This is a genomic window from Rhizobium sp. P32RR-XVIII (genome assembly GCF_012641395.1).
Lineage (GTDB): Bacteria > Pseudomonadota > Alphaproteobacteria > Rhizobiales > Rhizobiaceae > Rhizobium.
In genome coordinates, this window is sequence record NZ_JABAIH010000007.1 from 159,140 (window position 1) to 172,930 (window position 13,791).

General features: G+C 59.5%; 6 protein-coding genes. 1 reads left to right on the forward strand and 5 read right to left on the reverse strand.

The window, feature by feature from the left end:
* Positions 1-237 precede the first annotated feature (237 nt).
* Entirely contained in the window at positions 238-2,001 is a 1,764-nt protein-coding gene (locus HGP14_RS20830; RefSeq protein WP_168831790.1) for a glucan ABC transporter ATP-binding protein/ permease, read from the forward strand.
* A gap of 178 nt (positions 2,002-2,179) precedes the next feature.
* Here the strand turns inward: HGP14_RS20830 and HGP14_RS20835 are convergent, their stop codons facing one another.
* The 5 genes from HGP14_RS20835 to HGP14_RS20855 all read right to left on the reverse strand — a co-directional run bounded on the left by HGP14_RS20835 (position 2,180) and on the right by HGP14_RS20855 (position 13,665).
* Positions 2,180-2,503, reverse strand: coding sequence for a DUF6074 family protein (locus HGP14_RS20835; RefSeq protein ID WP_168831791.1), 324 nt, complete (start codon positions 2,501-2,503; stop codon positions 2,180-2,182).
* A gap of 279 nt (positions 2,504-2,782) precedes the next feature.
* Positions 2,783-4,021 carry an OpgC domain-containing protein gene (locus HGP14_RS20840; RefSeq protein WP_168831792.1) on the reverse strand — a complete coding sequence of 413 codons (1,239 nt, stop codon included), beginning with the start codon at positions 4,019-4,021 and terminating at the stop codon, positions 2,783-2,785.
* Positions 4,022-4,118: 97 nt separating this feature from the next.
* A complete protein-coding gene (locus HGP14_RS20845; protein WP_168831793.1) occupies positions 4,119-12,611 on the reverse strand; it encodes a GH36-type glycosyl hydrolase domain-containing protein in 8,493 nt (2,830 codons plus the stop codon).
* Positions 12,612-13,177: 566 nt separating this feature from the next.
* Complete coding sequence (locus HGP14_RS20850) at positions 13,178-13,342, reverse strand: hypothetical protein (RefSeq protein ID WP_168831794.1); 165 nt, start codon at positions 13,340-13,342, stop codon at positions 13,178-13,180.
* A 137-nt stretch (positions 13,343-13,479) separates the two neighbouring features.
* Complete coding sequence (locus HGP14_RS20855) at positions 13,480-13,665, reverse strand: hypothetical protein (protein WP_168831795.1); 186 nt, start codon at positions 13,663-13,665, stop codon at positions 13,480-13,482.
* Positions 13,666-13,791: the final 126 nt, after the last annotated feature.

The window sequence follows — 13,791 nt, forward strand, 5'->3', positions numbered from 1 at the left end:
TCAGGAATAGTGGTGTCATTACCAACGGGTCCTACTAAATTTTATGGTGTGCTAATGCTTGGTTTAAATGCAAGTGGAAATTGTTGCACTTTTAGCTGGCCGAACAGCGGCCGATCGAGTCATCTCGTCGCACCCTGCAGATAAGGATCATCTGAACACTCCGTTAATCGTCGGTTCAGGTGGCTTTTTATAGCATCGCAACATCCCGTTTTGCAGATCGCACACAAGAGGTACGCCGTGTCGTTATTCAAGGTCTATGCAAGAGCTTTGCGCTACCTTGGCGCTTACAAGCTCCGCGTATCCCTGGTGGTCGTTGCGAACATTGTTTTAGCTGCGATCACGATTGCCGAGCCTATCCTGTTCGGTCGCATCATCGATGCCATCTCGGGCAAAGGTGAGGTCAAGCCGATCCTCTTCATGTGGGCTGGATTTGCCGTCTTCAATACGATTGCGTTCGTCCTTGTGGCGCGTGAGGCAGACAGGCTGGCGCACGGGCGGCGCGCTACACTGTTGACGGAAGCATTTGGCCGCATCATTTCCATGCCGCTCTCCTGGCATCACCAGCGCGGCACATCGAATGCGTTGCATACGTTGCTGCGCGCCTGTGAAACGCTGTTCGGCCTCTGGCTCGAATTCATGCGCAATCACCTGTCGACCGCCGTCGCAATCGCGCTCCTGGTTCCGACCGCCATGTCCATGGACCTGCGTCTATCGGGCGTCCTGGTCGTGCTTGGCCTCGCCTACTGGCTGATCGGCCGCGTCGTCATGAGCCGCACGAAGGATGGTCAGGCCTCGGTCGAGAACCACTACCACACCGTCTTCTCGCATGTCAGCGACTCGATCAGCAACGTTTCGGTGCTGCACAGCTACAACCGCATCGAAGCTGAAACCAGGGCGCTCAAAGGCTTTGCTGACCGTCTGCTGCAGGCTCAGTACCCGGTGCTCGACTGGTGGGCAATTGCCGGCGCGCTGAACCGCATGGCATCCACCATTGCCATGATGATCATCCTGGTGATCGGCACGCTGATGGTTCAGGCCGGCGAGCTGCGGATCGGTGACGTCATCGCCTTTATCGGCTTTGCGAACCTGCTGATCTCGCGTCTCGACCAGATGCGCCAGTTCGCAACGCAGATTTTCGAGGCTCGGTCGAAACTTGAAGACTTTTACGTACTCGAAGACTCCGTCCGCGAGCGCGAAGAGCCGGCTGGCAATGCCGATATCAAGGACGTCAAGGGTGAGGTCGAATTCCGGGACGTCTCCTTCGGCTTCGGCAACTCGTCGCAGGGCCTGCATAACGTCTCCTTCTCAGTGAAGGCTGGCCAGACGGTTGCGATCGTGGGCCCCACCGGCGCCGGCAAGACGACGCTCGTCAATCTCCTGCAGCGCGTCTACGATCCGGACAGCGGCCAGATCCTGGTCGATGGCCACGACATTACCAAGATCACCCGTAAGTCGCTGCGCCGTTACATCGCGACCGTCTTCCAGGATGCGGGTCTGCTGAATCGCTCGATCAGCGACAACATCCGCCTGGGCCGCGAAGGTGCCAGCGAAGAGGACATGCGCCGCGCTGCCGAAGCAGCAGCCGCTGCCGACTTCATCGAGACGCGCGAGGAGCAGTATGAGACCCATGTCGGAGAGCGCGGCAACAGGCTCTCGGGCGGCGAGCGCCAACGTGTCGCCATCGCCCGTGCCATCCTCAAGGACGCACCGATCCTGGTGCTCGATGAGGCGACCAGCGCGCTCGACGTGGAAACCGAGAACCGCGTGAAGGCTGCGATTGACAACCTCCGTCAGAACCGCACCACCTTCATCATTGCGCATCGTCTGTCGACGGTACGCGAAGCGGACAAGGTGCTGTTCCTCGACGGCGGCAGCGTTGTCGAGCAGGGCAGCTTCGACGAGCTCAGCCATAGCAACGGCCGCTTCGCCGCCCTGCTTCGCGCCAGCGGCATCCTGACGGACGCAGAGGTCCGCAAAGCTCATACGACCGAAGCCGCTTAAATATGTTGAAAGACGAACTGAAATGGCCGGAAGGAAACTTCCGGCCATTTTTGTTGGCGGGCTTCCATTTGGTGGCCCGCCAATGGGGCGCGTCAATCGACGACGGACTTAACGCCTGGATAGATGAACGCGCAAGAAATGCATGGCGCCGGGGCTGGCGAGTTGAGGCGAGGGACGGTTAGAAGCTACGGCGCTTTCTGTCTTGCGCTACACGGCTTTCGGCTATGGCCCGCATCTGGTGCCTCTCCACCAGCGCAGCCTGAACTGCGGCCTGGAAAGACAAGACGCGCTCCCGCATCTTCGCCTCGCCCAACCCGCATCGCGTCAGCTCATCCGCCAGCAGACGGCACTCCGCTTTCCAGAACGCGACAGCCGCTTCCCCATGCAGATCATCAAGAGCCGCGGCGCAGCGCTCGATATCGCCCGGCCGGGGGCGGTTCGGAAATATCACGATTTCACTCGTGGTCAGCGCAGCGAAATGAGTGTCGAAAGAAGATGCCATCGAATCGATCCATGTTTCCATGAGACTGTTAGGCTCGTGTGGTTAACGTTTGCCTTCCCTCCTTGGGACCGGCTGGCCGCCGGAGGTTTCCTGGACGCAGCTCGACCCAAGCCCGGCAACCGCCTGCCGGCGACTGGTTTTAGGTGTCAGGTCTGAAACATATGCCGAATGTCCGCATGTCTAGACTGTTTTTCTCGGCCAAAGCCCTGCTTAGGAAGCCCCTGACTGCGAGCACCAGCGGTGCCGGCGGCGCAGAACCTGCGCCGAACACCAGAGCAATTAGTTGTTTCGGCTATCGCGATAAAACTTCTGGTCCTCATTGACGCGGACGGGGACAGGAATGGGAGCAGTTCCTCCCATCGATATGGTTTTCGCGCTGCCGCCGATGCGTTTCCGCTCGAGGTGATAGGCATAAGCGAACTGAACGGCAATGCCGACAATAACAAGGACAGGCCCAAAGATCTGGTCGTGGTTGGTCACGTAAAGCAGCACCTGCCCGACCATCGCCAGGATGGTTCCTGCAACGAATATGTTCAACGAGTGACGGCCGATTATCGTCAGCGGATGATCCGACGGACGGCGCAGCGCGCTCGACAGCGCTGGTATATTGATAACCAGATAGGCGAGCGCCAGAACATGCAGCAGTCTCGGCAGCGACAGGAAGGTCTTGTCGAAACCGGTGAGAACCGGCGGCAGCCCAAGCGCTGCAAGCGAGTTCCCCAAGGCCCAAAGGTGGCCGACCACCCAGGCGAAGGAGAGCGCTACATAGCCCGAGGCCAGGATGAACAGGATCGGGTGCTGAGGCAGCCTGCCGCCGCGCTTTACATGCATGATGGCGACGATGCCGATCGTGAAAATGAACTGCCAGGACAGCGGATTGAGGAACCAGTAGTCGGCAATGAGCATGTTGTGCGGGGCGATCTGATAGATGCCCGCAAGCAGCCAGACGGCTCCCGAAACACCGAGCGCCAGGAGCGGATGGATCGAGTTCAGGAGCAGGATCACGGGCACCATGAGCATCAAGGCACCGTACATCGGCAGGATGTTGTTGTAGCCGATCTGGTGGCCGAGCAGCAGCAAAGCCGGGATGCCTTCCTTCAGGTTCATCAGGACGGCGAGGATATTGATCTCGACCAGCAATCCCGGCCGGTGGAACAGCCAGGCGCCGCAGATGAACAACGCGAGCGTTATGAAGGTCGTGATCATATGGGCGAGATAAAGTGTGAAAGCGCGTTTCACCGCCTTCTTCGCCATCTCCAGCCGCCGGCCGACCTTGAAGCCTGAACCATAAGCGAGACCGACGGCAATACCCGAGATCAGCACGAAGGCTTCGGCCGCGTCGGAAAAGCCAAAATTCTTCGTCGTCAGATCTTCGAGTATCTGGCCGGGAACGTGATTGATGAAAATCGTGATGAGAGCAAGGCCCCGTAAGACATCAAGTCTCGTATCGCGCTGCGGCTTTACTGGGGACTGGGACATACACCGAGCGCCGACCGGTTTCTTCGGCAAAGCCGCCATGATGTCTCTCCTGGTTTGATTTGAACGCGGTTGTGGCCAAAAGGGTTCCTCCTTCTGGCCACAACGAATCGCCGGAGTGAGCGCGTGGAAAATGCGGCTATCCGAGCGGATATCCCGATTTAGGATCGGCGACTTCGCTGTCGTTGATAGACAGAGTGTAGCCGTCCGGATTGGACGATTTTGAGACCGAAATGCGGTATTTCTCACCCGAATGTTCGATCTCCGCCGTGAAGCCATCCCAGCCGCTCGGCAGCGCCGGGCGAACGAAGACGCGCTTATCTTTCAATCGGATACCGAGAATGCCTTCGACTGCAGCCCGGTACAGCCAGCCCGCAGAACCCGTGTACCACGTCCAGCCTCCGCGTCCTTTCAGCGCCCCTTCGCCATAGACGTCGGCAGCGATGACGTAGGGCTCGACCCGGTAGTGTTCAGCCGAGGCCCTATCCGAAGAGTGGTTGATCGGATTCAGAAGCTCGAAGCAAGCCATCGCATCATCGCCTCGGTTGAGTTCGGCGAGCGCCATGACCACCCAGGTGGCGGCATGCGTGTATTGGCCGCCGTTCTCACGAACCCCCGGCGGGTAGGACTTGATGTAACCCGGATCCTTAGCGGACGTGGCAAACGGCGGGGTAAACAGACGGATGATCCGTGCTTCCCTGTCGACGAGACGGTTCATGACCGCGTCGATGGCCTTTACCGCGTGATCCGGATCGCCTTCGCCGGAAAGCACACTCCAGGACTGCGCGATCGAGTCAATCTGGCATTCCAGACTTTCCTTTGATCCAAGCAGGCTGCCGTCGTCGAAGGTACCCCGGCGGTAGTAAGTACCATCCCATGCGGCGCGTTCGAGCGCTGCCTTCAGCTCGGCGAGATGCTTTGTCCAGCGTTCGACGCGAGCAGTGTCACCCCGCTCTTCAGCGTAAGGCGTAAAGGACCGCAACGCGCCAGCCAGGAACCAGCCGAGCCAGACGCTCGTGCCCTTGCCATGGATACCGACGCGATTCATGCCATCGTTCCAGTCGCCGCCCAGGATCAGCGGCAGGCCGTTTTCTCCCTTGCGCTTGATTGCGAGGTCAAGTGCCACGGCCGCATGCTCGTAAATGCTGACCTTGTCATCCGAAACTTCCGGACGGAAGAATGAGTCGTGCTGCCCTTCGAGCAGCTCCGGCCCCTCGACGAACGGCAGCTCTTCCTCAAGCAGGCTCTTGTCACCTGTCACGCTGCAATAGTGGTGGATTGCATAAGCGAGCCAGACGACGTCGTCCGAGATCAGCGTCCGCACACCGGCACCGGTTCCCGGCAGCCACCAATGCTGAACGTCACCCTCGCGGAACTGCCGGGAAGCGGCGTTGACGATCTGGTTACGCGCAAGCGACGGCTCCTGAAGGACGAAGGCCAGCGTATCCTGCAGCTGGTCGCGGAAGCCGAAGGCACCGCTTGCCTGATAGAAGGCCGAACGCGCCATGATGCGGCAACCGAGGCTCTGATACGGCAACCACGTATTGATCAGGTTGTTCATCGCCGCGTTCGGTGTCGAAATCTGCACCTTGCCGGTGAAGCCCTGCCAGAAGTCGCGGTTTGCCTGGACGGCGTCTTCGATCGACGTCTTGCGGATATCCGCGACCAACGCCTGAGCTTCCTCCTTCGAGCCGGTGTCGCCTAGGAAGAAAGTGACATGACGCTCTTCGCCGGCACCGATTTCGATATCGAATGCAAGCGCAGCCGCCGGATCGCCATCAAGGTCCGTAACGCCGGAAAGCGCGACGGACGGCTTGAGCGCCTGCGGAGCCTGGACCGTACCAGCCTTACCGATGAATTCGCGTCTGCTTACCGTGAAGCTGGACGGCTTCTCGCTCGCAGCAAAGAAAGAAACCCTGCTCGAAAAGTCGATGCTATACTGGTTGGTCGCAATCAGCGCGCCCGTTTCCTCGTCGTGCGACGAGAGAATGAAGGGCGCCGTGCGCTGCGCGTTGTTGCCGAGAACCCACTCGACATAGCCGTAAAGCCGCAACTTGCGCGGAGAGGCGCCGAGGTTGCGCAGCCGCACACGCTGCAGCTTGACGGGCTTCTGGCGATCGACCGTCTGCGTCACTTCCAGGGCAATATCGTTCTGCTCGCTGGAAAAGACCGAGTAGCCGAGGCCATGGCGCGCTTCGAATCGGATATCGCTCCGCTCCGAAAGTCCTGCGAACGGTGTCATGACCGCATCGCTTTCCAGATCGGCGACGTAGATTGCCTCGCCTGAGCGGTTGATGACGGGATCGTTCGACCAGGAGGTCAGCTGGTAGTCTCGCGAGTTGACGCTCCAGGTGAAACCGGCGCCTTCCGCAGATACGTGGAAGCCGAACTTCTCGTTGGAGATCACATTGATCCAGGGATGCGGTGTCGCCGTGCCGCCGGCGAGGCGGGTGACATATTCGCGGCCGTCGCGGGCAAAACCGCCAAAGCCGTTCCAGAAGTCAAGGTCGCCTTTGTCTTCGATCTCAAGCGGCGCGGGCTTCGGCTGCACGATGGCGGCTACACGCTTGACCGGTGCCTTCCGCTCCGCGCGTTCCATTTCCTGAGGCTCTTCTTTCGAAGGCGCAGAAAGCGCAACCGCGCGGTTGATCTGATCGACAACTTTGCCGTTTTTCGCGTGCAAGGTGACACGCGAAGCCGAGATCAGGGCGTGATACGTCGCCTCTTCCATCAAATCCTTGCGGACGGCAAAGATATGCTGGCGCAGACCATCGGCCTGACCAATTCGGCGCACGTTTTCGCACATCTGGTCAACGGCGTGCTGCAGATCCTGCGCATAGGAGGATGCGCGCTCGTTCATGATGACGAGATCGGCCGTGAGCCCGCGCGAGCGAAGATACTCCTCCGCCAGAAGGGCCTCGCGAACAATTTCGAGGTCCATGTCATCGTCTATGCGCAGAGTAAAGATCGGGAAGTCGCCGGAGATCGCGAGCGGCCAGAGCGATGACTGCGACTGCATGCCCGCCTGGACGACTGCAGCATCTGCACGCAGGTCCATATCCGGATAGACCAGATACCGGCCGAGATGCTGGAAGGCCGCAGCCTGCTGCGACGTCACGCCGACATGACGCATCTGCACCTGCGTGCGCGTCCAGGCCTGGACGAGCTCGTGGTTGAAGGCATCAGCGTGGCGATAGCGTTCAACGGCCTTGTCCACCTCGTCGCGGCTGGGAGCGGCGATCGTCCAGAAGATCACGCTGACCTTCTTGCCCGCCGGCACGCGGAGGGTACGGCGCAGCGACAGAATCGGATCGAGCGTGAAGCCGTCGGTGCCCGACAACGTTGCACCGGGATCGAAGGCAGCAGCATCCGCGAGGCTCCGGCCGCGGCCGAGGAACTTGCGGCGGTCGGTTTCGAACTCCGTCTGGCGGGCAGGACCCGAACCATCGACGATCAGATGAGCGATGCTCATATTCGGTTCATTCGGGTCGCGCTTTTGGCGCTCGGCGCGGATGATATCGCCGCGCTTGCCGAATTCCGTCTTCACGAACATACGGGCGAAGGCCGGATGCGCGTTGTCCACATCATCCGATGCGATCACCGGCTCCATATAGGAGGTGATCTCGATGAAGCGGTCTTCGGAGCCCATATTGAACAACGTCAGACGGCGGGCCTCCGCATCGTGCTCGGTCGTAACGATGCATTCCACTTCACTGCTCAGGTCGCCGACGACCTTCGTGAATTCCGCCTTTTCGTCGGCAAAGAGCACGTTGACCTTTTCACCTTCGACGCTTTTCGGCTCAGCCGTTGCCGACCACCATTCGTTGGTCGCGGTATCGCGCAGGAAGATGAAGCTTCCCCAACGGTCTTCCGTCGGATCGGCTTTCCAGCGGGTGACGGCCTGGCCGTTCCAGCGCGCATAGCCGGCGCCGGTTGCGGTCAGCATCATCGAATAGTGACCATTGGACAGGAAAACGAGTTCGCGGTCCCGCGAAAGCGGGTCGGAGATCTTGCGAAGCTCCGGCCGCAGCGTATCGGATTCGTGCTTACCACTCATGACAGGAATGTCCCGTGGTGCTTTTTCCTGCAGCAGCAGCTCAGCCGCTTCGATCACCGGATCGGAGTGAAAGAGTTCGCGCAGATGCCCATTAAACGCCACGTTTGCGATGGCCGCAATCGACATTCCGTGGTGGTGAGCATAGTAGTTGTAGACGACTGCGCATTTCTTGCCTTCCGGTACGCGCGTCGGCGTGAAGTCAACGGCATCGTGGAAGCCAAATTTTCCGAGCGCGCCGACCTGGCGCAGGCGCTGCAGGTTTTCGAGTGCCCCCTGCGGATCGTACTGGCTGGCAAGGATCGAAGCATAGGGCGCGATGACGGCGTTGTGCCCCAAACCGCGCTTGAGGCCGAGCGAAGGCACGCCGAAGTTCGTGTACTGGTAGTTGAGGTTATGGTCACGGGCGTTGAAGGCCGCTTCCGAAATACCCCACGGGATGCCGAGCTTGCGCCCGTAGTTCATCTGCTCGATCACGACCAGGTTGTTGGTCTGGTTGAGAATACCCCCGCCACGCTCCTGCATGACCAGCGGCGGCATCAGGTATTCGAACATCGAGCCGGACCAGGAGACCAGCGCGCCGCGCGAACCGACCGGCACGACCTGGCGGCCCAGGCGGTACCAATGCTCGGTCGGCAGGTCACCCTTTGCGATGCCGAAAAGGCTGGTAAGGCGGCATTCCGATGCCAGCAGATCGTAGCAGGCCTGATCGAGCTCGCTGCTTTCGACACGATAGCCGATCGAGAGAAGACGGCGTTCCTGACGAAATAGGAAGCTGAAATCCATCGAGAAGGCGAGATCGCGGGCCTTTTCGCGGAGAGCGATCAGACGCGGGCGCAAAGCATCGATATTGGAAAGATCGAATGTGCTGTCGGCAATATGCGCTTCACAGACCTTCACGAGCGACTCCCCCCAGCGGGTGAGTTCGGCGCTTTGTGCTGATTTAACTTCGTGATCGAGGTTCGCGGCAAGCTTCTGGATGTCGCGTGCGAGAACCGCAAGGTTGATGACGCGGATGGAGGCGAACTCGTGCTCGCGCTTGACGGCGGCGAGCGCGTTTTGGAAACCAACGATCCGCTCTTCCAGGCGGCGACGGAGCGGACGAATGGTCTTGCGGTCATCCGGGAGAACGGCGAGCACTTCTCCGAGGATACCGGCGGTATCGCCGACACCGTCGAGATTGCCCTGCATATGAGCCGAAGGCGCCTCGGCCCAATCGCGGCAGGCCGACGAAACGGCGATCAGGTGACCGGCGAGGTTGCCGCTGTCGACCGAGGAAACGTATCGGGGCCCGAGGGTCTGCAGCGTATCGGTGTGATACCAGTTGAAGAGATGGCCGCGGTACTTTTCCATCTTGTCGATGGTGGCGATAGTCCGTTCCAGCCGCTCGATCGTCTCTTCGAACGAAAACCAGCCGAACTGGCGGCCGGAAATGACCGAGAGAAGATAGACCCCGATATTGGTCGGCGAGGTTCGGGTCGCGACGATGACGTGTGGCGTCTCCTGAACGTTATCCGGCGGCAGGTAGTTCTGTTCCGCCGTTGTGAACGCTTCGAAATAACGCCAGGTCCGGCGGGCAACCTTTCTGAGTTCGCTCGATACCGAGTCGGCAACTTCGAGCCGGTCTTCGGTTTCTGCCGACTGGCTGACAGACCAGGCAACGAGCGGCGACAGGATCCACAACAAGGCAAACGGAATGCCGACGAGGAATGCGTTGTCCCCGGAAAGCGCGGCAAAGCCGAGAGCAAGCAGGGCAAGCACCGGCGCATGCCACATCGCCTTGTAGTAGGAGAGTATCGTTCCCTGCCCGCGGGCTTGCACGCTAGCGGCGGTGCGCCATTGCAGCATCAGTTTATGGCTGACGGAGAGACGATAAAGGGAACGGCCGATTGCATCGGCCATCATGCACGCCGTGTCGGCAATGAAGACGATACGAAGGGCGACCTGAGCGTTGGCGGCGCGGATGTCCGACCAGACGGTATAGAGATGTGCGCGCGCAACTATATCGCTGGTACGCGGAATGATGCCGTGGATGAGCGAGAGCGTCGGCGCGACAAAGAGGCAGAAGATCAGAAGTATCTGCCATACGAGCGCCCCAAGCGGGCTCATGAAATACCAGCCGAGCACGGAGGCGAAGAACCAGGCGATCGGCGTCAGCGACCGGCGGAGGTTATCGAACATCTTCCAGCGCCCGAGGGCGGTGACGCCGTATTTCGGATTGAACATATACGGAAGAAGCTGCCAGTCGCCGCGCGCCCAGCGATGCTGGCGCGAGGTCTCGACTTCGTAACGGACCGGGAAATCTTCGACCAGCTCGAGATCAGTGACGAGCGCGCAGCGCGCCATCGAGCCTTCGAGAAGATCGTGGCTGAGAACCGAGTTCTCCTCGACGCGGCCCTTCAGCGAAGCTTCGAAGGCATCGACGTGGTAGAGGCCCTTGCCGGTGAACGTGCCCTCGCCCGCAAGGTCCTGATAGACGTCGGAAACCGTAAACACATAAGGGTCGAGGCCGCGGTTGATGGAGAAGACGCGCTGGAATACCGAAGCGTCCTTTCCGGTCGTCAGCGACGGGGTCACGCGCGGCTGCAGCACGCCGTAGCCGCTTTCGACCCGGCCCGTTTTCGGATTTATGACCGGACGGTTGATAGGGTGATAGAGCTTGCCCACAAGCTTGGTGACCGCATCGCGCATCAGGCGCGTGTCGGAATCGAGCGTCATGACGTACTGAACATCGGCGGGGGCTACGTTGGCGCCCGGCAGATAGGTCGTGTCGCTGTCGCCACGCAGAAGCATGTTCAGTTCGTGCAGCTTGCCGCGTTTGCGCTCCCAGCCCATCCAGACGCCCTCGGACGGATTATAAATGCGGCGGCGATGCAGGAGATAGAAGCGTGTCTTGCCATCATAGGCATAGCGGGCTGAAAGATTGGCGATCTCGCGGCGGGCATAGTCCAGCACTTCGAGATCGTTCGCCGTCTCTTCAACGGTGCTATCCGGCCAGTCGCTCAGCAGCGCGAAATAGATTTCGCCCCGCGGATTGGCGAGATAGTGAACCTCGAGATTGCGAACCAGTTCGTCGACGCTGTCGCGGTTGGAAATAAGGCATGGCACCGCCAGAAGCGTGCGCGCGTCCTTCGGAATGCCTTCCTTGAACTCATAGCCGACAAGCCGTGCCGGTATTACAAAGAAAGACAGCAGAGTATTGAACAGGCCTGTCGCCCCCTCCGATGCCGGAAGCGAGAACATGACGAGCAGCACCGCGATTGCGAAAGCGCCCATGCCTGCGGCCGCCATGAAGTGCCCAACGATCGCCATTGCGATGATGGTGAGTAGGAAGACGGGAGCCGCGATCGACAGCCAGTTGAGCTTGCGGACTGCTCGAACAAGATGTTGGGCGATCGTCGGCCGATAATTGGCCCGCGCCTCGAATTTCGGCCGGTGCATGCCGGTAAGGAAGCCACCGACATTCGGCTCATGCGGCTGCGGCTCCTCGGAAGCCCTCGCTTCGGAAGTCATGTCGAGCGCCAGCTGAGCGATTTCCATCTCCGTCAGCGGCGAGCGCTTGGCGAGCTTTTCGATCTGCTTGCGGTACTTGTTTCGCGACCCTGAATCGAGTGCGCCGTAATCGGAATTCTCCCAAAGCAGCTTGTCGACGTGGCTGACCTGCTCCACCCAGACCGACCACTCCGTGTCGTCGATCTCGCGAAGGCTCCGGATGATGTTGCCCATCGTGACATTGCCGGAGGACAGGCGGCTGTGTTCCGCCATTGTCGCTTCTTCGGTGTCACGGCCGAGCAGCTGTAAGCGCTCGTCGAGCCAGGCGATCGCAAGACTGGAAGCCTGCGAACCGTCGCGCATGCGATAGAGGAACTGCGTCGAGAAGGTATTGTCCTCGGCAAGCGGTTCCAGCGTTCTCAGATAATCTGCAGCCCTCGCCGGATCGGTCAGGCGCACGAGTTCGTCGGCGGCTTCGTTGGCGCGGCGACGCAAGCGGCGGCTGTGCTCGACGCGGCTCGAAATCCTGCGGAGGTTTTCGACGAGCACATAACGGACGAGCGACGGCAACGCCCAGAGCTCACCGATGCGCAGCGTTTCGCTCTGCTGGAAACCGTCGACAAGCGCCGTCAGGCTCTCTTGCGAAACCGTGCTGTGAGTATGGGCGACATAGAGCCAGGCGAGCACCAGGGTGCGCGGCATCTGGACACCGTCGACATTGATCGTCGGCAACTCGCGATAGAAGCGCCGCGGGAAGTCCCGGCGGATTTCCTGGATTGCCTCTTCGACGATGTAATGGTTATCGAGAAGCCATTCTGCGGCGGGCGTGATGGTCTCGCCTGATTCCACGTCGGTCGCGGTTGTGCGATAGACGCGAAGGATTTCCTTCTCGTTCTCCTTGTGCCGCGCAAAGAAATCGAACGGCGCAAAACCGGGCAGCGAAACGACGCTTTTGCGAGCGACCGCAGCACCCATCGCCTTGATGTCTTCGATGGAGAGATAGGTCGAGCGGATCGCATCGCCGTAATCGATGTGCTTCGTTTCGGACTCGCGTGAGGACGCTGAAGACGGAATGGAAATGGTCATGGGTTCGGTTCTGGATCCAAACAACGTTATGATAATTTCGCTAGCCTTTTGCACCGGCAATTATGACTGTCGCATGAACGGTCCAAAGCCATTGCATAAAGACGCAAGGGACGCAGATCCTCGATACTAAACGGGTTTAGGCTCGATCTGCTGCGTGCCCCCCGCGGGCCACTGCTGCCTTTTGACTCCACCCCAAGAGGCACTCCGGAAAGTTGGACACCATCGCGATAATTCAAGTCAAGAGACATCAATTGCGCTGCACCCTTCGCGTCATTTCTGTAGCCTGGAGTTACTCGAAGAAAAATCCGGCACCGTTGTGGCACCGGACTTCAATTTATCGCCGCGCGGCAATTGGCGATATCGCTCGGACGCATGTCCGAACGCTTCGCGCAGCCATCGCATTTTCCATTTTCTCAGGGGAGTTCAAACGGTACGTCTGGCGGATCGTTGTTTCCGACCAAAGCTCCCGCCTCGTCTAGGAGGCATTTAGGCCCGACAATCTGCAAGGCCAGAATGCTGCGCGAGCTATGTAGGATAAGTGTGCTGGCAAGGCGCCAGCATAATCGTCAACTGATAAGGCCGCAGACCAATGCTGCAACGAAGACGAACGCCGCAGCGAACAGGGTCGCGTTCAGCGCGAAGTGAATTTTGTGACGCGTCGACGTCAGCTTCTTTGCCGGTGCGGAACTATAATGGTTCGCGTGAGTATGCGAAATACCCAAGTCTGCCATGTGTTGCCTCCGTCTTGTTTTCGTTGATGCCGCAGTCAATCGCCGCCACATTCCTATATTCTCTATATGGTAGGTAGAGATAAATTTCCTTCCAAGGCGCAGAGGATGGAAAATCTAACCCGCACCCGACGATTGGCTCAGCAAAGCGTGCGCCATGCCCAGATCAATGAACGCTCGATCGCATTTTCTTCCCGCTGGGCACCGGAAGCTTCGATCAATCGGCGGTCTTTCTCCGCAGGAATGGAAATGGGTGCCCGTTCGGTGCGTCCAGCCTTGGCCGGAGGGTCGAGATATCCCATGGTCATCCCACCGAGAAAGAACATGCGTTACCTCCACGATCACGAAAGCTAACAAGCGTTAACAGGATCATGACAGATGAAAAGCCGCTGTCAATAGTCTAGCCGAATGGTCGTCTTTTAACCAGCATTTAACCTTAACACACAGGCACA

Bases quoted from the DNA above. Each gene is read 5' to 3' on its own strand.
- HGP14_RS20840 (WP_168831792.1), bottom strand. From the start codon at position 4,021: ATGGCGGCTTTGCCGAAGAAACCGGTCGGCGCTCGGTGTATGTCCCAG.
- HGP14_RS20845 (WP_168831793.1), bottom strand. From the start codon at position 12,611: ATGACCATTTCCATTCCGTCTTCAGCGTCCTCACGCGAGTCCGAAACG.
- HGP14_RS20835 (WP_168831791.1), bottom strand. From the start codon at position 2,503: ATGGCATCTTCTTTCGACACTCATTTCGCTGCGCTGACCACGAGTGAA.
- HGP14_RS20850 (WP_168831794.1), bottom strand. From the start codon at position 13,342: ATGGCAGACTTGGGTATTTCGCATACTCACGCGAACCATTATAGTTCC.
- HGP14_RS20855 (WP_168831795.1), bottom strand. From the start codon at position 13,665: ATGTTCTTTCTCGGTGGGATGACCATGGGATATCTCGACCCTCCGGCC.